The organism is Shewanella sp. NFH-SH190041, from assembly GCF_024363255.1.
Classification (GTDB): domain Bacteria; phylum Pseudomonadota; class Gammaproteobacteria; order Enterobacterales; family Shewanellaceae; genus Shewanella.
Genome location: NZ_AP026070.1, coordinates 1,190,997 through 1,213,644, shown reverse-complemented (window position 1 = coordinate 1,213,644; position 22,648 = coordinate 1,190,997). Strand labels below are relative to the sequence as shown.

Sequence of the window (22,648 nt, the reverse complement as noted above, 5' to 3'; positions counted from 1 at the left end):
TTGGCCGGATGTAGTCGGGTATAAAGACTGCACCTTTTAATCCAAACTCTTTTAAGGGATTACTCATGAACAAGAAATTAATGCTGGTTGCTGGTATCGCGATGACTGCAATGCTGGGTGGTTGTGCTAACACTACTGCTCTGCAACAGAGCGTAACTAACCTGGGCAATAAAGTTGATCAACTGTCTGCTCAAGTTAGCTCTCTGCAAACTGAGCAAGGCAAAGTATCAGCTGATGCTCAAGCTGCTAAAGCTGCCGCAATGGACGCACAGGCTGAAGCCAAACGCGCCAATGACCGCATCGATAACATGGCTTCTCACTACAAGAAGTAATGTGATGGTATCGGCAATACTTTGGTATTGCCGATACACTCCCTGCGGTATAAGCACTCATGCAAGGCTAACGAAGCTCAAAATAGTTATCTGACGCTACCATCTCTTTGTTGCTGCAACTCGCCAGCCGATACGCTTCACTCCGCCCGCTTAGCAATCACCAAACGGTAATCTAGCTCCAAGGCCACAATATCATTGGCCGCAATACTCGCTTTTAACTTATCATTGGCGCGCCAAGCATAAGGGGTCATTTCCAGCAATGTCAGGGCTTGCTCACCACTGACTGCACTTTGCCAAGTAATCTCACTGATAGTTTCGACTTGCAATGCCTTAGGCAGATTATGCGCAAAAGGCTTTTCTGTCAGCCCAGGGTAAATTTGCTCCCGCAGCTGCCACAAATGACGCGGCCCAGGTAGCACCAATACTGCCAAACCATCTGTTTTTAATACCCGCAGGTATTCTTTACCTTTTAATGGCTTATCAATAACTGTCAGTAAATCAAACTGCTGATCAGCAAAAGGCAGACGCTTGCTGCTACTCTGTCCCAACCAATTTGCATGGCCAGCTTTAGCGGCAGCAAACAATGCGTTCTCAGCCTCATCAAAACCATAACGCTGTAATTGAGGATGATGAATAGCCGCTGTTAATGCCTTAAGATAAAAGCCATCGCCACATTCATAATCTAACCAGTTTAATTGCTCTGCTGCAGCAAAATAGTCATTCAGTTGTCCGGCGATGGCATCAACCAATGGCGTCACCACGCCAGAGGCCAGTAAAAACATTCTGGCGCGCATTTGTGCCCGGGATAGACTCTGCACCTTTTTCTGCCGACCAAATACCCAGTAACCCTGCTCCCCGTCTTGGGCAGCAAAAGCAAACGTATGCTTATTACTGCAGTGTAAGTCCCGGCTGGTTTGATACTGTGTCAACGCTTGGCTGCAGATAGGACACTGTAAAGAAATCGTCATAAGTCAGTTCCAAAAAATAACCCCGGCATTGCCGGGGTTGTAATGAATTCTGCTGTGGTTACAGATAAATAAAACCACACAGAAAAATACCCAGCGCCAGACGGTAGATAACAAATGGCATCATCCCCATCCGGCTGATAATTTTTAAAAAGAAATGGATACAGCCATAGGCGGCAACAAAGGACAGCACTACACCCAGCCCCATCGCCGACCAATCAACACTGTGCCCTTCGGTCACAATGTCTTTTCCCATCAAAATCGCCGCTCCAAGAATAACCGGAATCGACATTAAAAAAGAAAATCGAGCTGCCGCCTGGCGACTCAATCCCAACATCAGTGCGGCCGTCATCGTCACACCACTGCGGGATGTCCCAGGAATCAACGCCAGCGCCTGAGCCAGCCCAATCAACAAAGCCTTTTTCCACCCCGCCTGATATTCATTCAGCTCACAGCGGGCCATTTTATCCCCTAGCCACAACAACAGGCCAAACACCACAGTGGTGATGGCTATCACCCCTGGGCCGCGCAAATACTGCTCAACAATATCTTTAACCATAAAACCAAACACCACAGCGGGCAGTGTGGCCAGAATAATCCACCAAGCCAAACGGCTATCTGGGGTAGCCGGGCCTCCGGTCACATGGCTCAACCATGCTTTAAGCATGGTGATAATTTCGGTACGAAAATAGAGCATTACCGCCAGCAGTGAGCCAATATGTACTGCCACATCAAATGACAAGCCCTGATCCTGCCAACCAAATAGCTGCGCCGGTAAAATCAGATGTGCTGAGCTGGAAATGGGTAAAAATTCAGTCAAGCCCTGAATAAACGCCAGCAGCACCACCTGCAGTGTGTCCATAAAAGTTCCTTTTTTAAAATGATTATTAGTATTGTTCCAGTAAAGTCATATCTACAGGCCAGAGTTTCTGTGCCCGGTTATAGTGCTGCCACAGCTGAGCATAGGTCTGCTGTACCACAGGATGTTTACGCTCAGGAGCCACCTCTGCCAGTGGCCAAAGTACAAAAGCATTTTCAGTGATTTCAGCCCGCGGCAATACTACGGGTAGCTGACAGACCATATCGTCATACAGCAACAAATCCAGATCCAAGGTCCGTGGGGCAAATTTACGTGATGCAGGCGTGCGCCCATTTGCCAGCTCAATACGCTTCAATTCAGCGACGACTGCAGCAACCGGCATATCTGTTTGGGCAACAGCCACCATATTAAGAAAATTACTACCATCAAACCCAACCGCTTCACTTTCATATACAGAAGAGAGGGTCAAAGGCCCAAAACAAGTAGTGAGATCCTGCAGTCCGGCGGACAAATTGTGCTGCGGCGCAATATTACTGCCAAGGGAAATATAAATCGTTGCCATAATACTATGTTTGCCCTGCTACCTGTGTCCGCGTTCAATCTCAACCCCAACGGCTTGTGCCTGAGGCACAGCGCCAGGTTTCATCACCTGTACCCGCACCCATGGCACGGCAAATTCACTCAGCAAACAGTCAGCAATCTGCTCAGCTACGGTTTCAATCAATTCAATTGGTTGCGCTTGCACCAGTGCGGTCAAGCGTTTTGATACGGTTTCATAGCACAGAGCATGACGGTAATCGTCATTTGCAGCAGGAAGCCGATTATCCCAGCCCATATCCAGATCAATTTCCAGTGTTTGGTGGATCTGTTTTTCCCACTCATAAATGCCAATCACTGTGTCGATACGCAGCCCACGTATCAGTACCTTATCCATCACAAGACTCCAAACAAATGCCATTGGGAGGTCAGACAAGCTACCGGGTAAAAAAAGGTTACAATTCTGGCCTTTCCCATATATGACCTAACGCCCAAACACTCCTTTTTAACGGGAGAGCCCCTTTGTGTTCAATTCCATCCCTGATAGGATACGCCTTGGTTGTTTTACCACCAGTTCCTGAGCAGGGATCCGCGACGCGATCGGCAATCTATCCATCGGCGCGAGCTTGGGAGGGTCACGAATAGTTATGGGCGCCGATAATACCCCAGAAAAACGAAGGAAACCAATTTGAGCGAACCTGCACTGACTGTTTTGATGATAATGGCGGCCTACCTGGCCGGGTCAGTCTCCAGTGCGGTACTGGTGTGCCGCATCCGCCGTCTACCAGACCCCAGAACCGAAGGGTCCGGCAATCCTGGCGCCACCAATGTCCTTAGAATTGGCGGCCCATTTGCAGCCTTTATGGTGCTATTTTTTGACATGCTTAAAGGTGCAGCGCCTGCTTATCTGGCCTACCTGATGGGGATCAGTGCTATTTGGCTCGGGGTGATTGCAATTGCAGCCTGTCTTGGCCACATTTATCCAGTCTTTTTTGATTTTAAAGGCGGAAAAGGCGTCGCTACTGCGTTTGGCGCGATGGCGCCTATTGGCGATGATTTAGCCCTAGCGCTGATCGGCAGTTGGCTATTGCTGGTTGTGATTACCCGCTACTCATCACTGGCGGCCATTTTAACCGCGCTGCTGGCACCCTTATATACTTGGTATCTGGATGATAGATTTACCTTGCCAGTTGCCATGCTTTCAACACTGATAATCATCCGTCACAAAGATAATATTATCCGTTTAGCCCGGGGCTGTGAGCCGAGATTTACCCTCAAGGGCAAACTCAAACACCCCAAAAGCAATCAGACCAATACCTAAGAGAGTATCGGCCTAATTGATTAAGCTAAGGAGGATAAACTTAAGAAATTAACTGGGCATATCTTCCAATAGATAATAATGATTATTCGCCTTGCGGCCAATATATCCATTCTCAAGTAATAACGAAAATGCGCGCTCAACTTCATCGCTGTGCAACATAAAATGTTTAGCAACAGCTTTCTTAGTACAGCCAATTTGGCCATCCATCAAAGCTTGAGCCACTTTTTGTTCCATGGATATTTCCATCACAGCAGGTGACATTAACTGTGACTCCGCCACGTTAGCATTATGCTGAGCTTGTTCCGCCTCAGCCTTTTTTTCCGCCTGGCGCACAATAAACCAATGACGGAAACGGAACTCCTCACCAACAGTCCCAACAAAAAATGCTGATAGAAAATCCAATAATACCGACAAGAAAACCACCAGTCCTAACTGGGCGGTCTGACTACTTATCGATAAAATTTTTGCCAGAGAGTCAATTAACCCAATCACAGAGCCCTGAGCAACAGGAGGTAAACTGTCACGTTCCATGGCTAATTTTTGCTGCTCTTCACGCAAATGTTTATTTTCCGCTTGGATCCGCGTCACCCCAGAGATAATACGTTCCATCTCAATATACTTCTGTGCAGCCAGATTATTCAGGGCAATCTGCTTATCAATCGCGGCTATCTGACGGTTGTAGTCATTCACTTTTGCCTGCTCGATATCAACATGTTCCTGCGCAGAATTCGTCGCACAGTTGATCCCACCGATACTGCCCCCAATAGAGATCAAGGCCAAAATCGAATAAAACAACAAAGCAGATAAAGCACCTGTGTAATTACGATGGGCTTTTCGTTCACCAAACTCATACCACGCATAAAATTTGCCCACCTCAAAAATCACCGCTAACGCCCCAAACAACCATTTCATGGTGAGGTCATCATCAATAGACAAAAATAACAAAAGAGAAAAAATGATGGAGGCCAGAATTGATGCCCCAGTTAGAGCAGTAATAGTGGCCATATAAAATGGCCCTTTGGGATACCGAAGCCCCATAGTGTGCTGATAATACATAGAAACCTTTATCAGAAAACACCCGAAAACGGATAGACAAGAAAAGGCCGGGAGAATACCGCAAAGCTGGATAAAAATGTTACAAATTATGCATTTCAATGATGTGTTTGCTGTTAAATACAGCGATTTACCACAAAATGCTGCATAAATATCTATCTTTACGAATGAAAGGTCGGCTACGTGATAATTCAGTAATAATGCTTAACGCTCACAACAAACTCCAATAGCAAGCCCCAAAACATAATACGAAGATCAATTGGGAATAGAGTCTCTTGGACATAAAAAAATCCAGCACTCGCTGGATTTTTTATGCTGTCAAATCGGTATAAATATACCTTTTGTCATAAGGTTATACTGGTTCCAATGTATCCAATGGCCATCTTGGCTGACCTTTAACCGCTAACGGCTCAATTTGACCTGCTTTTAAACGCTGCAAACCAGCATAAGCAATCATGGCACCATTATCAGTGCAAAATTCACCACGGGGATAATAAACTTGCCCCCCCAAGCCGGTCATGAGCTCAGCAAGCCCTGCTCGCAAACGCTGGTTAGCACTAACACCACCGGCAATCACCAAGCGCTTATAACCGGTTTGCTTCAAGGCCCGACGGCATTTAATCGCCAGCGTATCCACAACCGCCTCTTCAAAGGCACGGGCAATATTGGCTCGGGTCTGCTCATCATCCGGCTCAGCTGCAATGGTATTGGCGGCAAATGTTTTCAAACCGGAAAAACTAAAGTCCAGACCAGGACGGTCTGTCATTGGGCGCGGAAACTTATATTGTCCAGGCAAGCCCTTGGCGGCCAGCTTAGATAATCTTGGGCCACCGGGATAATCCAGCCCCATAAGTTTGGCGGTTTTATCAAACGCCTCACCAGCGGCATCATCAATCGATTCCCCGAGCACCTGATATTGGCCAATCCCCTGCACATCAACCAGTAAGGTATGACCACCTGAAACTAACAGGGCGATAAAAGGAAATTCTGGCACATCCTCTTCCAACATAGGCGCCAACAGATGCCCTTCCATATGGTGTACCCCCACAGCAGGTACGCCCCAAGCATAAGCCAGCGAACGGCCGACACAGGCCCCCACCAATAATGCACCGATAAGACCCGGCCCCTTAGTGTAGGCCACACCGTCGATCTCACTGATATCAGTACCGGCTTCAGCCAGTGCTTGCCGAATAAGCGGCACAATTTTACGGACATGATCACGGGAGGCCAGCTCAGGCACTACGCCACCATAATCCGCGTGCAGTTTTACCTGACTGTATAACGCATGGGACATCAGCCCCGCTTTGTCGTCATAAATGGCGATCCCGGTTTCATCACAGGATGTTTCAATACCAATTACCCGCATTGTGTCTCATCATTACCGTTACAAATAGTCGCCAATTCTACCTGCCACGGGTGAATTTCACCAGCCCGAGACTTGGGCTGAAGAAAGAAAAAAGTAGGCTTTTTCCCCTGCCTGAGGCTATACTCCCACGCCGAAATCATACTGTTATACCCGGTAAAAATGCACTTTTACTGCTTTGTTTTACACCCGGTCACGGGGGTTTACATTGATGGTCAATTCAGTATAAAATTTCGCACCATTTTAAACACACTTGGTCAAGGGGTCCTGTCGGGTGATGGGGAATTCCAAGCCAATACAAACTTACACCTAAGGGGTGATGGCGTATGCCAATTATTAAAGTACGTGAAAATGAACCATTCGACGTAGCTCTGCGTCGTTTCAAGCGCTCTTGTGAAAAAGCTGGTATTCTGGCTGACGTTCGTGCTCGTGAATTCTACGAGAAACCAACTACTGCTCGTAAGCGTGCAAAAGCTGCTGCAGTAAAGCGTCTGGCTAAGAAGCTTTCTCGCGAAAACGCACGTCGCGTACGTTTATACTAATCCCATTATGAGCCTAGTTGATCAGCTAAAAGCCGAGATGAAAGCGGCTCTGGTCGCCAAAGAAAAAGTGCGACTAGGAACGATTCGTATGGCACTGGCCGCTATCAAGCAGATCGAAGTGGATACCCGCGAAACTCTGACTGATGACCAGGCCATAGCGGTCTTAACCAAAATGGTGAAACAGCGCCGCGATTCCATTGCTCAATATGAAGCAGCCGGACGCAGCGAGTTGGCCGAGAAAGAAGCAGAAGAGATTCAAGTTATTGAATTTTTCTTGCCAAAACCTCTCACTGCAGAGGAAGTCTCAGCCATTATTGATGCGACAATTACAGAAGTTGGTGCATCCTCCATGGCGGATATGGGCAAAGTAATGGGAGCACTGAAGAGCAAAGTGCAAGGGCGGGCAGATATGGGAGCCATCGGTGCCCAAATCCGCGCCAAACTGCAATAATAGCGACTCAGTGTATGAACAAGCCGTGCGATTGCGCGGCTTGTTTGTTTTCATCCAGCAAGTTAATACACCATTGCTTATATAGCAGAGGGTTTTATCCAGAATCCCCCGCTATACAGGCAACACAGTGACAAACACAGTTTCGGATAGCGAGTAAAACACACCTGTATGGCCATACCCCGCGATTTCATTAATGAATTGATAGCCCGCACAGATATTGTCGAGCTGATCGATCGCCGGGTGCCGCTAAAAAAAGCCGGTAAAAACCATTCAGCTTGCTGTCCGTTTCACAGTGAAAAATCACCTTCTTTCACCGTCAGCCGCGATAAGCAGTTTTATCACTGTTTTGGCTGTGGCGCCCACGGTAATGCTATCGATTTTTTGATGGAGTATGACAGGTTAGAATTTGTCGACGCCATTGAAGATCTCGCCGGACAACTGGGGCTCGACGTCCCCAGAGAGCAAGGTGGCAAACGCCGTGATGATGGCCTCAGCCGGGATCTGTATCAGTTGATGGAAGAAGCCAATAACTTCTACCAAAACCAACTGCGTAGCCATGCTGACCGACAAAAAGTGTTGGATTATCTTGCCCTACGCGGGTTGAGTGACACTATCGTCAAGCAGTTTGGCATTGGCTTTGCGCCAGATGGCTGGGATGGCCTGCTGAGCCGCTACCGCAATAACCCAGATGCCCAGGATAAACTGCTCACTGGCGGCATGCTGATCGCCAAAGATGGCGGTAGCCGCTACGACAGATTCCGTGACCGGCTGATGTTTCCTATCCGCGATCGACGCGGACGCGTAGTTGGCTTTGGTGGCCGGGTGCTCGGCGATGGCACACCTAAGTACCTCAACTCACCGGAGACCCCCATTTTCCACAAAGGCTCAGAGCTTTATGGTCTGTATGAGCTAAAACAGAACTATCGCGATCCCCAGCGGGTACTGATTGTGGAAGGCTATATGGATGTGGTCGCGCTAGCCCAGTTTGGGGTGGATTATGCGGTGGCATCACTGGGGACCTCCACTACAGCTGAACAATTTCAGCTACTGCTGCGTAATGCCAAAGAAGTCATCTGCTGTTATGACGGTGATAATGCCGGCTTTGAAGCTGCTTGGCGGGCGCTAGAGACCGCACTACCCCTGTTAAAACCACAGGATCAAGTGCGCTTTATCTTTTTGCCTCAGGGAGAAGATCCTGATTCCCTGATCCGTAAAATCGGCCAGCAAGCCTTTGAGAAACTGATTGAACAGGCAAAAAAACTGGAAGATTTTTTCTTCGAGACCCTGTCACAGCGACATCAGGGCAATGACAGTGAACTTGCACAACAAGCTATTGTTCATATTGAAAAAATTCAGGATACTCTGTTACGTGATCTGCTGCTGGAGAAACTGTCTCACAAATTGAGAATGGTCAGCATTGATGATTTGAAACACAAATTTTTTAAAACCCAGGCGAGAGTTCCCCATACTGCCCCTAAAGGGCTAAAAGGACGGGGAACGCCACTACGCTTGGCGGTGGCATTGCTGGTGCAGCACCCAAGCCTTGGCTTTGGTCTGCCACTACAACCGGCGCTAGCCCACCTGCAGATGAATGGCATTAGCCTACTTAACCATCTGCTGGAAATGACCCGAAACCAAAGATTCAATACAGCCCAAATTCTGGAACACTTCAGAGAGCACGCCCAATGGCCTGCCCTGAAAAAACTGGCTCAGTGGGAGCACCAGGTGGCTGATGAGAATCTGGCGCTGGAGTTCAGAAAAGCCCTGGTATGGTTAACTAACCAGTATATCGAGCAAAGATATCAGGAGCTCAGTCTGAAACAGCACCACAGTAGGGAAGAAAAAATCCAGCTGCAAAAGCTGCTGGCAGTGATGAAAAGCCGGGATTAAAATACTTGCCCCCAGCACCTTTTCAGGGCTGGTACAGGGCTGCCCACCCCGGTATAATTGACGATTTGCACAGCAAATAGAATAGGCATCTGCCGGATTGCTTGCCTATCGTTGTAAGTAAACAGTTACCCAACTTGGATGATATCTATGGATCAAACTCCGCAGTCGCAACTCAAACTGTTGCTCGCCAAAGGTAAAGAGCAAGGTTATCTAACCTATGCAGAAGTGAACGACCACTTACCTGCTGATATGGTCGATTCTGATCAGATCGAAGATATTATCCAGATGATAAATGACATGGGTATTCGCGTGTTTGAAGAAGCACCGGACGCCGATGACATGATGATGTCGGAAGACAACACAGATGAAGATGCAGCGGAAGAGGCAGCTGCAGCCCTGGCTACCGTAGAAAGTGAGCTGGGCCGTACCACTGACCCTGTGCGTATGTACATGCGCGAAATGGGCACTGTGGAGCTGCTGACCCGTGAAGGCGAAATCGTAATCGCCAAACGTATCGAAGACGGGATCAATACGGTACAGAGCTCTGTGGCTGAATACCCACAAGCCATTGCCATGATCCTGGAACAATACGATCAGTTCGAAGCTGAAGAACTGCGTCTGTCTGATATTATCTCTGGATTTGTCAATCCTGATGAAGAAGACATGGGTCCGAGCGCCACACACATTGGCTCTGAATTGTCAGACGATGATCTGAACGATGAAGAAGACGATGACGATGATGACGACGATGACGACGATGATGACGATGACAGCGCCAAGGGACCGGATCCTGAGGAAGCTCGTGAACGCTTCACCCAACTGCGCACCGCGTATGAAAGTGCTCTGAAAACCATCGATGACAAAGGGCGTGATCACCCTGAGTCTATCCGTGCTCTGTTCGAAATTGGTGAAATTTTCAAAGAGTTCCGCCTGATCCCTAAGCAATTTGACCGTCTGGTTAAAAGCATGCGGGAAATGATGGATCGGGTTCGTGTTCAGGAACGTCTGATCATGAAGCTGTGTGTTGAACAAGCGAAAATGCCGAAGAAAAACTTCGTTAAGATTTTCACTAACAACGAAAGCAGCATCGAATGGTTTAACACTGAAATGAACGGTGGCAAGTCTTACTCCGAAGGCCTGAAAATGGTTGAGGAAGACGTACTGCGCTGCCGGAGCAAACTGCAGGCAATCGAAGCTGAAACCGGTTTGTCTATCGCCTCAATCAAAGACATCAACCGCCGCATGAGCATTGGTGAAGCCAAAGCTCGCCGTGCGAAGAAAGAGATGGTTGAAGCTAACTTACGTCTGGTTATTTCTATCGCCAAGAAATACACCAACCGTGGTCTGCAATTCCTGGATCTGATCCAGGAAGGTAACATCGGTCTGATGAAAGCGGTAGATAAGTTTGAATATCGCCGTGGTTATAAGTTCTCAACCTATGCAACTTGGTGGATCCGTCAGGCTATCACCCGCTCTATTGCGGACCAAGCCCGTACTATCCGTATTCCAGTACATATGATTGAAACTATCAACAAGCTGAACCGTATTTCTCGCCAAATGCTACAGGAAATGGGACGCGAACCTTCACCGGAAGAGCTGGCTGAACGCATGATGATGCCAGAAGACAAGATCCGCAAGGTACTGAAGATCGCCAAAGAGCCAATCTCCATGGAAACCCCTATCGGTGATGATGAAGATTCGCATCTGGGTGACTTTATCGAGGATACCACCCTCGAACTGCCACTGGATAGCGCAACCAGCGAAAGCCTGAAGAACGCGACCCATGAAGTACTGGCAGGGCTAACCGCCCGTGAGGCTAAAGTACTGCGGATGCGTTTTGGTATCGATATGAATACCGACCACACGCTGGAAGAAGTGGGTAAACAGTTTGACGTGACCCGTGAGCGTATCCGTCAGATTGAAGCCAAGGCACTGCGTAAGCTACGTCACCCTTCTCGCTCTGAAATTCTGAAGTCATTCTTGGACGAATAGTATTTTATCGCGTAAAAAAGCCTGCTTAATGCAGGCTTTTTTTTAAGCTTATTTCAGCTTAAATGCGACACTACGCCTAACCATTAACCACAATATTGAAATTATACTTGAGTAATTATTCATTATTGGAATAATATTCATAGATATCCACATGTTCAATTTAAATAATCACGTGATTTATAAAATAATAAAAGTTATGGTTAATGATATGCTAGATAATTATTCACCACACTTAATGTCATCGTTAAAAATATGACAAATGAAATCTTAATCAAGACATAGTCTTAAGGTATTGTTTTATATAATCAAAAATATAAACACCCTCGATTTAGTTACTTATTTTGACAACAAATAATCTAAATTAAAGATGAGGAAAAACAATAAACCCATTGACGACCTTTAACCAATTACTATTTAATAGCCCCATAAATTTAAGCTTATCTTACCAGCTGTATATGATGCAAAATCAAGAAGCGATTGATTCTCATTCGGGCAAAAGTATTCAAAATTATATCGATGAAATACCCACCTGGAGTAACGGTACAGCAACCTCTTACCCGCCAATGACCAAAGTGCAATGGCGTATTTGGTTACTTGCGACTTCAGGCAAATTCTTTGAAGGTATGGTTGTTTTTATGATGGGGTTAACATTACCTCTGATTACTATACAATTTCAACTGTCCTCACTACAAAAAGGATTGATGAGCTCTTCCATCTTATTTGGTATTTTAATTGGTGCCAGCGTGCTGGGTGGCTTAGCAGATATGTATGGCCGCAAACGCATGTTCATCGTTGCCATGCTGCTGTTTACGCTCTGTTTGATTGGACTGGCATTAAGTCCGTCTGTCTACTGGACTATTTGCTTTAACTTCGGCGTTGGGCTTGCCTTAGGTTGTGATTACCCCACTGCCCACTTGATGATCTCAGAGAATATTCCGACCAATAAGCGCGGCAAGTTGGTTCTGGGCGCGTTTGCATTCCAATCCATCGGCGTGTTTTTAGGGATCCTCGTTGGTATTGTGGTACTGACCAATATTGATGATATTGATGCTTGGCGTATCATGTATGCCATTGCAATTTTACCTGCCATTATTATCACTATTGCCCGGTGCTCTATTCCTGAAAGTGCCCATTGGCTAATGAATCAAAATAAAGAAATTGAAGCCACCCATGCACTGCGAACGTTATTAAAACGTACATCACAAAATCCATTAGTAATTAAAATAGATAAAACGGCAGAAAAACCGGATATGGGGTGGCGAGAGGGATATAAAAAGCTCTTTAGCAAAAAATATCGCCCGAAAACTTTATTAGCTTCCCTGCCCTGGTTTATCCAGGATTTAGGCACTTATGGTATTGGTATTTTTACCCCGGTTATTTTAGCAACAATTTTGCCGCAAAGTAGCACTGACCATAATTCACTTGATGCAACAATTAATCAGATAATTTACTCAGCAAAAGGGACTGCGTTAATTGATGCATTACTTATTGTCGGAGTGATATTTGCAATTATTTACTCTGATAAAATTGGCCGTATGAAATTACAAATCTATGGTTTCATCGGGTGTGCTGTTGGATTATTACTGGCTGTTATTTCGACTTACTCAACGGGTAGTGCTCATCTATATCTGTTATTTGCTGGTTTTATGTTATTTAACTTTATGAATAACTTTGGTCCTAACTCCCAAACCTATTTGATATCCGGTGAAGTATTCCCTATCTGTATCAGAGCCAAAGGGGCTGGCTTTTCGGCATCAATCGGGAAGGTCGGAGCCATCACCACCGCATTTTTATTCCCAATCCTGATGAATATATTTGGGGTATCTCCGGTACTTATTGCGCTCATCTTCACATCATTGCTTGGCGCTTGGGTGACACATCACTATCGCTTTGAAACCAGCGGCCAAAACATCGAAAATCTATAGTCCTCTATAACGCAAAAATCCATACTCTATTGTATGGATTTTTGCGCCAGGCAATGAAGCTTTGTGCTTATAAGACAATCTCGGGAGTTACAGAGCCGCCAACAAGCCTACAACAGCAATCAATTAAATGCGGCAAGGGCAGCATCATAGTCAGGTTCATTGGCCGTCTCTGACACCAATTCGCTATAAATCACATTCTGCTGCTCATCAATACAAATCACCGCCCGAGCGGTTAATCCCGCAATAGGGCCATCTGCGATAGCAACACCATAGTCTTGTGCAAATGTTGGCGATCTGAAGACAGAGGCATGCTGTACCTTCTCAATCCCCTCCAACTCACAAAAACGACTTGCAGCGAAAGGTAAATCAGCCGATACCGCTAACACATAGCCATTATCCATACCGGCAATTTTACTGTTAAACGCCCGAACACTCTGGGCACAAACGCCAGTATCAATACTAGGAAATATACTCAGTACCAATTTTTTTCCCGCAAAGTCAGCCAATGAAATGGGGCCAAGTGCCGTACTTGTCAATGTAAAGTCAGGCGCTTGCTCGCCAACCTGAGGGAAATGACCTAATACATTGATTGGGGTCCCACGAAAAGTCACCTGCGACATAACACTGTCCTTTAGTTAAAAAATGGCTTTATGGTTATAGCCCCTTTAAACCATGAAGAACAGCCGGTTTTAAACATTAATACAATCGAAAAATGTAAATATGAGGACATACACAATACCAAACCGACTAATAGGTCGAGAAACTAAAGCAATTCAGCCTCAATTTATGGCCGATAAATCAATTCAATGCCTTTGATTTTGCTCATTTAAGTTTATATTGGCTAACAGATAACCAAACAAACCCATTTTCATAAATTCTTACCCACTCACGGGTGACAAGCACACATAAAATTTATATACTCCCTCTCGCTTTCGGTGGTGACGACTACCTTAAGTCGGCCCTTTAGCTCAGTTGGTTAGAGCACACGACTCATAATCGTTAGGTCCACGGTTCAAGTCCGTGAAGGGCCACCATTTTCAGAAGGCCCGTAGAGAAATCTACGGGCCTTTGTTCTTTCTAGCCCTGACCATATCGGCCTAAGCTCTGCTGATAAATCCACCCCGTAAACTAAGCTGGACCCAATTGGTTAGACAGATTTTTCATCTTTTAAGAGAAATAATCTGTTTGGTTAAGCGGCAAACTTCTTTTTAGCGAAATAGACTTGATCAGGTGTGTGATTATTCAGTCCCTGATGAAATCTCTGTTCGTTATAGAACACGAAATATTCACCAATAGCAAGTTCTGCCTCTGTAATAGTGCCATAAGCTTTGATATACACCTCCTCATATTTCAAGCTCCGCCAGAGTCGCTCAATAAACACATTATCTACCCAACGCCCCTTGCCATCCATGCTAATCCTGATATCCATTTCTTTCAGCCTGCCGGTAAACGCATCACTGGTAAACTGACTACCCTGATCGGTATTGAAAATCTCAGGCTTACCGTATTTGGCCAATGCCTCATCGAGTGCATCAAGACAAAACTGTGTATCCATGGTATTGGACATGCGCCATGCCAGCACTTTTCGGCTATGCCAGTCGATGATGGCGATCAGATAAGCAAACCCTTTTTCCATCGGAATATAGGTGATATCCGTGGCCCAGACCTGATCTGCCCGCTCAATACTCAGCTCACGCAGTAAGTACGGATAAATGGTATGAGCCTGATTGGGCCGAGATGTTTGCTTCTTTGGGTACAGAGGCACAATGTCCATTAAACGCATCAGTCTCTGCACCCGTTTACGGTTGACATGAAAGCCACTGGCACAAAGTTCCAGCGTGATTTTACGGCTGCCATAAAACGGGTGTTTCAGATGAATTTGATCTATCCGGCGCATGATTTCAAGCTGCTCTGCTGAAAACGGAGCAGGCTCGTAATAGGCGCTAGAGCGGCTAATACCCAACAAACGACACTGGTGTAAAACGGGCAATTTATCCTTACGGTCGACTTTATTTTTCCGTTGTGCTCTCGTTAACGACCGAGCACTTTGGCTAAAAAATCATTTTCCATGGTCAGTTGACCGATTTTTGCATGGAGTTTTTCACAGTCGACTTCGTTCTTTTTAGCCTTGTCAGCCTTGCTTTCAAACAGGGTCGAGGCATTATCTAGAAGCTCCTGCTTCCATTTGCCAATCTGGGATTGATGGATACCAAATTCAGAAGAAAGTTGAGCCAGCGTCTTGTTTCCCTTGGCCGCAGCGAGTGCAACTTTAGCCTTGAATGTCGGCGAGTGATTTTTCCTTTTTTTGCTCATGCTCTGCTCCTTTTGTTGTTTACAATTAAAGCAGATTATTTGCTCTTAATCACTGTCTTAAAAATTGGAGCCATTTCTCTTCGGATAACTGATACAGATCGACTTTAAAACAGGGTAAGCGTTTTGCTGCGCCGCCAGTGAAAAGGTAGACGTTATGTCAACCTCTAACTTGATATTACCGACACAGTTGTCGACATTTGTATCTCTCATTTTTCGGCTCCTTCCGAACAATTTCCTTTCCCAGTAGAGGGTTATGTTTTCAACCCTCTCATTCTACATAAGTGCAATTTGAATTTAAAATCACCTATTCAAAGTGATCTGGGAGATGCGATATATGTCCAAGATAATTGAGTTTTCTAGTAAATCACTCCAACGCAGCAACAGTCTCTACCTTGGTCGGTTTGTAGTGGTCAAGTAAAATTGGCCTAATGGATTTAACCACTTACCTAGAACGGTAAGGATCACCTGTTCACAACGTTCAACAACAGTGCTACCCACTCTGCAACTAGCTCAAATTCACGCTGTCTACTATTTCTGTCAATAAAAATCAGACAGTCATAAATAGAAATAGCAAACTATTGATACAAATCCGGCATATAGCTTACTTAGCATTGATTTCTATCACCTAATAAGTCTCAATAGCGTTTTATCACAAGGTTAAAGTGGCCAATCCGTTCATTTTTCACTGGCACTATATTGCCAAAATAATAACCAAGTTCAAATTATTAAACTTTTAAGCTAATGAATTAAATAGACAATAATATAGGGGACGTTTTCATCATTTATACAATGGCAGGTCTCATTTAGTGTGAAAAATTATCTTTCACCATTGTGAAGCAGCATCCTATAGGTATACTGCAAAAATCCAAATTTAACGCCGTCATCACATGACAAGAATAGTACCAACAATGAGAACTGGCGGAATATGCAGATACCTCACTATCTGGCTAGTTACATTGTTGCTTTCTCTTTTTATGCCACAGACACAAGCGCGGGACCTGCCTGACATTATGGCCGATGGTGTACTACGCCATATCGGTGTGCCCTATGCCAATTTTGTCACCCAATACCAAGAAAACGGACACATTATCTACCGCGGGTTAGATGTCGAGTTAATACAGGGGTTCGCCCGCTATTTAGGGCTAAGTTACCGTTTTGTTCCTGCCTCGTGGGAGGATGCCGTGGGTAAGCTAACTGGGCAAAACACCCGGTTTATCGATGGCAAAATTATTTTTGGCAAGCACCGTGCCATAGAGGGGGACTTGATGGCCCATGGTCTCACTCAACTGCCATGGCGAGAAAAAATTATCTCTTTTTCCCATGATTATTTTCCCTCTGCAGTATGGTTAGTTGCTAAACGCCATTCCAACATGTCACCCATCAGCCCCTCAGGTGATGTGATTGAAGATATTATTGCCGTCAAAAAGCTAATGCGAGGACGCGAAGTTTTAGCTAAGCGGCAATCTTGCCTTGATCCGGATCTGTACAATCTCCAAGCCACTGGCGCGCGTATTATTTTGCCGCCGCAGCAGATGAAGCTTAATGAAATGGTACCTGCAGTACTTAATGATGAAGCAGAAACAACGCTACTTGATGTTCCCGATACATTAATTGCGCTGCAAAAATGGCCTGCAGAAGTGAAAGTCATCGGTCCGGTATCTGAGCAGCAAAAAATGGCTGTCGGCTTTCGAAAAAACGCCCCCCAATTACGGCAAGCATTTAATCAATATTTGGCAGAGATAAAAGCCAATAGCGAATATAACAAGCTGGTGAGCAAATATTATCCCGGTGTGTTCTATTACTACCCGACATACTTTGCCTCAGCAACTAGCGCCCAATAACACACTATGAAATTCAAGAAATGGTTTAACAGCCGCACTGCGATAATTATCGCTGGGCTACTGCTAACAGCTTATTTGATGCTGATCCTTACCGTCACCAATTTAGGGCAAAGCCGGCTGCAGGCATCCCAGAGTCATTCCTTAACGCTAAAAGTACGCAATTACACAGATAACCTCAGTCTGTTTTTTGATGTCAGTCAGGAAAACCTCACCAACCTGACCACCAATCGCGCCACAAATACTTACTTTTCCAATTTAGCGGCCGGTATGTCGATGGAATACGGATTGGGATCGAGCCTACTGCAGCTCAAACAAACACTGTGGCAATTTTTGCAGAGCAAGAAAATTGATGATCACCCCATCTATCGCCGCATTGTTATCACAGGCTTTGACCACCAACAGATAGCTGATACTCACCCAGGCAAAGCGTATGACCTGACAAAACTTCCCATTGCCACCATGGCAAATATTGATAGCCGAATAGTGGTCACGGCAACGCAGCAAGCCCCGTTAATTACCCTGCTTCATACCATTTATCATCAGGATCAACCTGTAGCGGTACTGGCTGCGGAAATCAATAATGATGTGTTGGTACACCAACTCTCCACCCAAGAACATGAAATTAACCGCAGCTGTTTAAAGCTAAAAACACCTGTGGGCGATATTTTGGTCTGGAACTCCCTTAGCCCGGCTCCAACAGCTGGGAACAATCATGTCAGCAAATACCATAACAGCAATAAAATTTTTTTAGAGCAGGCTGTCACTGGTACCCCTTTTACCTTAATCAGCTGGTTTGAGCCCCTTGATGAACAAGATATTTTCACCTCAGCCTGGTTTATTGCCGGGATTTCGTTGCTCGCGCTACCAGTATTAATCGGTTTGATTTACCTGATGCGGATCAATAACACCAATTTGATTTTGCAGACTCAAATCGCTGTATCCGCTGAGCAGCAACAAGCATTAACCGACAAAAATGCTCGGCTTAAAGAAGAGATCAATAAACGTCGCAGTTCAGAGCAAAAACTGGCATTTCAGGCCACCCATGATGATCTTACCGGTCTGTCTAACCGCAGCGATGGCATAGCAAGGTTAGAGGCCGCATTACAGCAAGCTCAGCAAAACCGTGAACATATTATGGTGATGTTTCTGGATTTGGATAACTTCAAACAAATCAATGATACGGTTGGGCATCAGGCTGGCGACCGTTTATTGATAGATACCGGTGGGCGGCTGCAAAGTGCTATTCGCCGGACAGATACCGTGGCCCGCTTTGGGGGTGATGAGTTTCTGGTGATTATTCCCGATATCAAAAACCACACCAATGCTACCCAACTGGCCGAAGATATACTCCACCTCTTTGAACGCCCATTTCACATTGGTGATCAAGAGTTTTTCGTCTCCACCAGTATTGGTCTCGCCATGTACCCCAAAGATGGCAATGACGTATTCCATTTGCTTAAAAATGCCGACACTGCACTGTACCGAGCCAAGGAATCCGGCCGCAATGGATATTGCTGGTACGATATCAGCATGAATCATGATACCCAGCGCAAGCTTGCATTAGATGTGCGCTTACATCAGGCCATTGGTACTGAACAAATTCAGGTTTTTTATCAGCCTATCGTGGACTTAAGCAGTCAAAAAATTATCGGCGCAGAAGCCCTGCTGCGCTGGTTTGATGATGAGCTTGGGTTTATTCCGCCGGATGAATTTATCCCATTGGCGGAGAAAAATGGCTTAATCCATAAATTGGGCGATCAAGTGTTTGAACAAGCATGTCAACAGGCCGCTCAATGGCAAGCATTGGGGCCCTTTACCCTGGCCGTCAACTTTTCCAGTGTGCAATTCAGATACTGTGAAAAATTGCAGCACCGTATTTTGGAAGTGTTGGCTATTACAGGTCTGCCGGCACAACGACTGAATATTGAAGTCACGGAAAGCTTACTGATCGATCAAGATGACACCCTCATGGCCACCCTCAGTTACCTCAAACAGCTAGGCGTGGGCTTGTCTATCGATGATTTTGGCACAGGCTATTCTGCCCTGAGCTACCTGCAAAAGTTTGCCTTCTCTAAATTAAAAATTGATCGCAGTTTCATCAATAGAATGGCAAAAAATGAGGCCGATAAATCCCTGGTCACCGCCATTTTAGCGATGGCAAAAGCGCTTGGCCTCAAGGTGGTAGCTGAAGGTATTGAAGTACCCCATGAGGCGGCCTTTCTTGCTCAACACGGCTGCGAATATGGGCAAGGCTATCTATTTAGCCGCCCGCTCACGGCTAAGGCATTAACCGAGAAATTACAGCGACAACAACCCACGTTATCCTCGCAGCCAAAGGCATTGGCCTAGCGGCTCTAGTAACTAAAGAATAAGCAGTTTATCTGCATGTTTGACATAAAGAGATATGGCCGAGGCGACCTCGGCCAAAACAGAAAGATGCAGTAGCGTTTAACGCATTGCCCGGTACAACCGTGCCATGGCTTTTACCAGTGAGCGTACTTCACGCTCACTGTGGAACAGGTGCGTTGAAATACGAATAGCATGGGTTTTATCCCAATCGGTATCTGTCAGATAAAACGAAGTGGTGCGAACAATAAAGCCGTATTCCTCACGCAATCTATCCCGAAATAGCGTTAACAGCTCAATATCATGTTTATCATCAAAGGGGTTTACAGTACTTAGGCCGCAAGACAAACTACGAATATTCGGCGCATAAAAGCTGGCATGGGGCAGACGTTTAGCCAATTCATCTTTACATAATGCACTGAGGTCAAGAATACGTGCTTCAATACGGTCACGGCCAATGGCATCCCACATCTCGCAGCATTCCACCAGCGCCTGTTTAGCCGGATAGTTATCCTGCCCCACATACTGCAGCCGGTCATGCAGCACATTGCCAGGATAAGAAGAATTCACCAGCCACAGAGGATTAGGTCTGTCATACCAAAATTGCTTTAGTCGCTCAGCATTATCCCGCACATATAAAATACCGGTCGCTCCGGGGCCACATTGCCATTTATGACCAGAGCCGGCATAAAAATCACAATCCAGATCGTGGAAATCTAAATTGAGCATCCCCGGGGTATGGGCCCCATCAATCAAGGTTGGAATAGCATTCGGTATTGCTACCTCACGGCAAATACGCCGCGCAGGTAAACATACGCCCGTTGTATAAGGAATATGCGAGAAGCAGAGTAGGCGTACCCGGCTGCCATATTCTGCGACCGCATCAGCAAATAACTCGACATAGTCATCTTCTGATACAGCTTCTTCTCCAGTAAATACCGGTCATTGCAGTTGTACTAATTCCACATCATAACGCTGACTCACGACAGTCATCGGCGTCAACCCGCCAAAATGCTCTTGATTGGTGGTCAGAATCACATCACCGGCTTCAAATTGCAGCCCGTGCAAAATGGTACACATACCATCTGTAGTATTGCGGCTCAGGATCAGCTCATGGGGCAAAGCACCAAAACTGGGGGCAACCTGCTTAGCCAGCTCAATGGTAGAAACCTGTGAATTCCAAGGGTGCTTACTAATATACTCGTTATTATCCTCATAATTTTCCAATACCCGCTCCGGAATCGATCCTGTGGTACCGATATTCATATAAGTTTCCCGTTCACTGAGTACAAACTCATCCCGTACTTTGCGCCAAAAACGCCGATCGGCAGGGCTGGTGCGATACTGTTCCAGTGGTGGGATATCAGCGGCTAAGGCAGTCATCGGCAGCAGCGCGCTACCCACGCCCGCGGCGGCAACACCGGTAGAAAATTTCAAAAAACGGCGCCGGGTGAGATCGGCAGGGACATGTTGATTGTGGTCCATATTATTCTCGTGTTAATCCATTGCGCAAAGGGGCTGTTTCGCCATACAGAGTTAAAGCAAAACAGCAACCTTCTGTTAAAGGGCGTGTCAAATATACCCACTAATTGTCTGCTATCCTGCTTTCTGCCGCGGTTTCGTGATATGCGCCACAATCTGTCACACTCACTTATAAGCTATGGATAAATAAAAGAAATAATTTGTGAGATCACACATGAAAAGTGTCAAAAAAACACCAATATGTCAGAAAAAAGTACCAAGTTGTCCCACTGTAAGCCCACCACTAAATGGGAATAATGCGCCTGTTGAAAGCTATAAATCAGACCGTCAACCAGACCACAATCACCCTATCGGCTTGAATCAGGTTTTACTATTTTCTGCTATCGATATAGGCATGGAATAAAGGTGTGGAGCAAATGAAATTGAGACAAAAAAGCCGCTCTGCGGATCTTGGCGATATGTCGTGGTATCACGCCTGAGTATATGTTGTCATCTCTACATCACCACAATCAGTTAATGCCAGACTGATGGTCAAACTACCTAACGCCGACAGACTGTCAATATGGGTGCCGCCACAAGGTATCACTGCCAACTCACTATCCAGTTGGCATTGCCAGTAACGGGAATCGGTCAAATAGGGGCCATCACATTGCAATGAGATAGCACTGCCTTGCTCCAGCCACAGTGCCAGTTGAGTATTGACCAGCTCACAAACCTGCGGCAGTGCCGCAATAAATTCAGCACTGTTAAATCCACGTTTACGTAGCGTCTTCCCCATGCGATAACTGTCAAGACAACGATCTTCACCCACCTCACTGCGCTGCTCGGCATAGCTATGAAAATCTATCTGTCCCAACGCATCTAAACGACTGGCATCTTTGCGCCAATAGCCCTGTTGTTGTAGCACTCTGTTAAGCGCCAATGCTGCCAGATGAGCACCAGAATGGGCCCGGCTCAATCTGTTTTGGTACGCCCGGTCTACCATCAGCGTGACCCTTTGCCCGCATTGCAGTACAGCCGATAACGGTAAACAATGAACCACCACAAAATGCCAGTTAGGCGTATCCCGCTTTACCGGAATATCCCCGCCCCAGTAAAGACGGCGCTGCTCGCAATCCCAAGCCCCAATGACACAGTCTGCTACCGGCCAGCTGTGAGTATTATCAAGACAAAGCGTACCGCGATCTGCCGGGTGATCCGGCCAAATATGGGAAACTGGATGAAATGGCGTTTGCTCAGTCACCACCAAACAAGCATCGGTAGTATGTTGACACCAAATCACTTCGCTTTGCTGGCTAACGGTACCGGCAGGAAAACTGACCTTGGTTGGCGTGATATCTGTTTGTAGGGTCATAACCAAATAGTTTTATAATAAAGAGATGCGGCATTATACCTGTTTGTCGCGACGTACAAACATCAACACCAGAGCAACAAGATTACCTTCGACTCACCTTTCAATATGAGTTATTACGCCC

19 protein-coding genes, 1 tRNA gene and 1 pseudogene are annotated in these 22,648 nt (G+C 46.0%); 11 read left to right on the top strand and 10 right to left on the bottom strand.

What is annotated here, in order from left to right; translation table 11 throughout:
- Positions 1-65 precede the first annotated feature (65 nt).
- Positions 66-332: an Lpp/OprI family alanine-zipper lipoprotein gene (locus NFHSH190041_RS05350; RefSeq protein WP_261924256.1), complete on the top strand. Its 267-nt coding sequence runs from the start codon at positions 66-68 to the stop codon at positions 330-332.
- 137 nt (positions 333-469) lie between these two features.
- Here the strand turns inward: NFHSH190041_RS05350 and NFHSH190041_RS05345 are convergent, their stop codons facing one another.
- From NFHSH190041_RS05345 to folB, 4 genes are read right to left on the bottom strand one after another with little or no spacing between them, the layout of a single operon-like run.
- The gene (locus tag NFHSH190041_RS05345) at positions 470-1,300 is read right to left on the bottom strand and encodes an SAM-dependent methyltransferase (protein ID WP_261924255.1); all 831 of its coding nucleotides are present in this window, start codon (positions 1,298-1,300) and stop codon (positions 470-472) included.
- 58 nt (positions 1,301-1,358) lie between these two features.
- Positions 1,359-2,159, bottom strand: coding sequence for an undecaprenyl-diphosphate phosphatase (locus NFHSH190041_RS05340; RefSeq protein ID WP_261924254.1), 801 nt, complete (start codon positions 2,157-2,159; stop codon positions 1,359-1,361).
- A gap of 25 nt (positions 2,160-2,184) precedes the next feature.
- Positions 2,185-2,679, bottom strand: coding sequence for a 2-amino-4-hydroxy-6-hydroxymethyldihydropteridine diphosphokinase (gene folK / locus NFHSH190041_RS05335; protein WP_261924253.1), 495 nt, complete (start codon positions 2,677-2,679; stop codon positions 2,185-2,187).
- Positions 2,680-2,697: 18 nt separating this feature from the next.
- The gene (gene folB / locus NFHSH190041_RS05330) at positions 2,698-3,051 is read right to left on the bottom strand and encodes a dihydroneopterin aldolase (RefSeq protein WP_261924252.1); all 354 of its coding nucleotides are present in this window, start codon (positions 3,049-3,051) and stop codon (positions 2,698-2,700) included.
- Positions 3,052-3,369: 318 nt separating this feature from the next.
- Here folB and plsY point away from each other — a divergent pair, with 318 nt between their 5' ends.
- Positions 3,370-3,975 (top strand): glycerol-3-phosphate 1-O-acyltransferase PlsY, encoded by a 606-nt coding sequence (gene plsY / locus NFHSH190041_RS05325; protein ID WP_261925046.1) that lies wholly within the window; start codon positions 3,370-3,372, stop codon positions 3,973-3,975.
- Positions 3,976-4,023: 48 nt separating this feature from the next.
- Here the strand turns inward: plsY and NFHSH190041_RS05320 are convergent, their stop codons facing one another.
- Positions 4,024-4,980, bottom strand: coding sequence for a Preprotein translocase subunit SecY (locus tag NFHSH190041_RS05320; protein WP_261924251.1), 957 nt, complete (start codon positions 4,978-4,980; stop codon positions 4,024-4,026).
- 400 nt (positions 4,981-5,380) lie between these two features.
- Positions 5,381-6,394 carry a tRNA (adenosine(37)-N6)-threonylcarbamoyltransferase complex transferase subunit TsaD gene (gene tsaD / locus NFHSH190041_RS05315; RefSeq protein WP_261924250.1) on the bottom strand — a complete coding sequence of 338 codons (1,014 nt, stop codon included), beginning with the start codon at positions 6,392-6,394 and terminating at the stop codon, positions 5,381-5,383.
- A gap of 323 nt (positions 6,395-6,717) precedes the next feature.
- Here tsaD and rpsU point away from each other — a divergent pair, with 323 nt between their 5' ends.
- The 5 genes from rpsU (at position 6,718) to NFHSH190041_RS05290 (ending at position 13,191) form a co-directional block, all read left to right on the top strand.
- The gene (rpsU, locus tag NFHSH190041_RS05310) at positions 6,718-6,933 is read left to right on the top strand and encodes a 30S ribosomal protein S21 (RefSeq protein WP_006080725.1); all 216 of its coding nucleotides are present in this window, start codon (positions 6,718-6,720) and stop codon (positions 6,931-6,933) included.
- A gap of 7 nt (positions 6,934-6,940) precedes the next feature.
- Positions 6,941-7,384, top strand: coding sequence for a GatB/YqeY domain-containing protein (locus NFHSH190041_RS05305; RefSeq protein ID WP_261924249.1), 444 nt, complete (start codon positions 6,941-6,943; stop codon positions 7,382-7,384).
- A gap of 168 nt (positions 7,385-7,552) precedes the next feature.
- The gene (dnaG, locus tag NFHSH190041_RS05300; protein WP_261924248.1) at positions 7,553-9,274 is read left to right on the top strand and encodes a DNA primase; all 1,722 of its coding nucleotides are present in this window, start codon (positions 7,553-7,555) and stop codon (positions 9,272-9,274) included.
- 147 nt (positions 9,275-9,421) lie between these two features.
- Positions 9,422-11,266 (top strand): RNA polymerase sigma factor RpoD, encoded by a 1,845-nt coding sequence (rpoD, locus tag NFHSH190041_RS05295; RefSeq protein WP_261924247.1) that lies wholly within the window; start codon positions 9,422-9,424, stop codon positions 11,264-11,266.
- Positions 11,267-11,721: 455 nt separating this feature from the next.
- Positions 11,722-13,191, top strand: coding sequence for an MFS transporter (locus NFHSH190041_RS05290; protein WP_261924246.1), 1,470 nt, complete (start codon positions 11,722-11,724; stop codon positions 13,189-13,191).
- Positions 13,192-13,310: 119 nt separating this feature from the next.
- Here the strand turns inward: NFHSH190041_RS05290 and tpx are convergent, their stop codons facing one another.
- Positions 13,311-13,811 (bottom strand): thiol peroxidase, encoded by a 501-nt coding sequence (gene tpx / locus NFHSH190041_RS05285; RefSeq protein WP_261924245.1) that lies wholly within the window; start codon positions 13,809-13,811, stop codon positions 13,311-13,313.
- A 337-nt stretch (positions 13,812-14,148) separates the two neighbouring features.
- Between tpx and NFHSH190041_RS05280 the strand changes: the two genes are divergently transcribed.
- Positions 14,149-14,225: transfer RNA gene (locus tag NFHSH190041_RS05280), tRNA-Ile, on the top strand.
- 155 nt (positions 14,226-14,380) lie between these two features.
- On the opposite strand, the gene NFHSH190041_RS05275 is transcribed toward NFHSH190041_RS05280, so the two are convergent.
- A protein-coding gene (locus tag NFHSH190041_RS05275; RefSeq protein ID WP_261921917.1) for an IS3 family transposase occupies positions 14,381-15,504 on the bottom strand; the annotation gives its coding sequence in 2 pieces (ribosomal slippage) (positions 14,381-15,252 and positions 15,252-15,504; 1,125 coding nt in all).
- A gap of 974 nt (positions 15,505-16,478) precedes the next feature.
- Between NFHSH190041_RS05275 and NFHSH190041_RS05270 the strand changes: the two genes are divergently transcribed.
- Complete coding sequence (locus tag NFHSH190041_RS05270) at positions 16,479-17,345, top strand: transporter substrate-binding domain-containing protein (RefSeq protein ID WP_261924244.1); 867 nt, start codon at positions 16,479-16,481, stop codon at positions 17,343-17,345.
- Between the two features lie 6 nt (positions 17,346-17,351).
- A complete protein-coding gene (locus tag NFHSH190041_RS05265) occupies positions 17,352-19,694 on the top strand; it encodes a putative bifunctional diguanylate cyclase/phosphodiesterase (RefSeq protein ID WP_261924243.1) in 2,343 nt (780 codons plus the stop codon).
- Positions 19,695-19,793: 99 nt separating this feature from the next.
- Here the strand turns inward: NFHSH190041_RS05265 and NFHSH190041_RS05260 are convergent.
- A pseudogene (locus NFHSH190041_RS05260) lies at positions 19,794-21,176 on the bottom strand (aminotransferase class V-fold PLP-dependent enzyme).
- A gap of 211 nt (positions 21,177-21,387) precedes the next feature.
- On the opposite strand from NFHSH190041_RS05260, the gene NFHSH190041_RS05255 reads away from it, so the two are divergent.
- Positions 21,388-21,576 (top strand): hypothetical protein, encoded by a 189-nt coding sequence (locus tag NFHSH190041_RS05255; protein WP_261924242.1) that lies wholly within the window; start codon positions 21,388-21,390, stop codon positions 21,574-21,576.
- 66 nt (positions 21,577-21,642) lie between these two features.
- Here the strand turns inward: NFHSH190041_RS05255 and NFHSH190041_RS05250 are convergent, their stop codons facing one another.
- Complete coding sequence (locus NFHSH190041_RS05250) at positions 21,643-22,527, bottom strand: alanyl-tRNA editing protein (RefSeq protein WP_261924241.1); 885 nt, start codon at positions 22,525-22,527, stop codon at positions 21,643-21,645.
- Positions 22,528-22,648 lie beyond the last annotated feature (121 nt).

Bases quoted from the DNA above. Each gene is read 5' to 3' on its own strand.
- NFHSH190041_RS05350 (WP_261924256.1), top strand. From the start codon at position 66: ATGAACAAGAAATTAATGCTGGTTGCTGGTATCGCGATGACTGCAATG.
- NFHSH190041_RS05345 (WP_261924255.1), bottom strand. From the start codon at position 1,300: ATGACGATTTCTTTACAGTGTCCTATCTGCAGCCAAGCGTTGACACAG.
- NFHSH190041_RS05340 (WP_261924254.1), bottom strand. From the start codon at position 2,159: ATGGACACACTGCAGGTGGTGCTGCTGGCGTTTATTCAGGGCTTGACT.
- folK (WP_261924253.1), bottom strand. From the start codon at position 2,679: ATGGCAACGATTTATATTTCCCTTGGCAGTAATATTGCGCCGCAGCAC.
- folB (WP_261924252.1), bottom strand. From the start codon at position 3,051: ATGGATAAGGTACTGATACGTGGGCTGCGTATCGACACAGTGATTGGC.
- plsY (WP_261925046.1), top strand. From the start codon at position 3,370: ATGATAATGGCGGCCTACCTGGCCGGGTCAGTCTCCAGTGCGGTACTG.
- NFHSH190041_RS05320 (WP_261924251.1), bottom strand. From the start codon at position 4,980: ATGGCCACTATTACTGCTCTAACTGGGGCATCAATTCTGGCCTCCATC.
- tsaD (WP_261924250.1), bottom strand. From the start codon at position 6,394: ATGCGGGTAATTGGTATTGAAACATCCTGTGATGAAACCGGGATCGCC.
- rpsU (WP_006080725.1), top strand. From the start codon at position 6,718: ATGCCAATTATTAAAGTACGTGAAAATGAACCATTCGACGTAGCTCTG.
- NFHSH190041_RS05305 (WP_261924249.1), top strand. From the start codon at position 6,941: ATGAGCCTAGTTGATCAGCTAAAAGCCGAGATGAAAGCGGCTCTGGTC.
- dnaG (WP_261924248.1), top strand. From the start codon at position 7,553: ATGGCCATACCCCGCGATTTCATTAATGAATTGATAGCCCGCACAGAT.
- rpoD (WP_261924247.1), top strand. From the start codon at position 9,422: ATGGATCAAACTCCGCAGTCGCAACTCAAACTGTTGCTCGCCAAAGGT.
- NFHSH190041_RS05290 (WP_261924246.1), top strand. From the start codon at position 11,722: ATGATGCAAAATCAAGAAGCGATTGATTCTCATTCGGGCAAAAGTATT.
- tpx (WP_261924245.1), bottom strand. From the start codon at position 13,811: ATGTCGCAGGTGACTTTTCGTGGGACCCCAATCAATGTATTAGGTCAT.
- NFHSH190041_RS05270 (WP_261924244.1), top strand. From the start codon at position 16,479: ATGCCACAGACACAAGCGCGGGACCTGCCTGACATTATGGCCGATGGT.
- NFHSH190041_RS05265 (WP_261924243.1), top strand. From the start codon at position 17,352: ATGAAATTCAAGAAATGGTTTAACAGCCGCACTGCGATAATTATCGCT.
- NFHSH190041_RS05255 (WP_261924242.1), top strand. From the start codon at position 21,388: ATGAAAAGTGTCAAAAAAACACCAATATGTCAGAAAAAAGTACCAAGT.
- NFHSH190041_RS05250 (WP_261924241.1), bottom strand. From the start codon at position 22,527: ATGACCCTACAAACAGATATCACGCCAACCAAGGTCAGTTTTCCTGCC.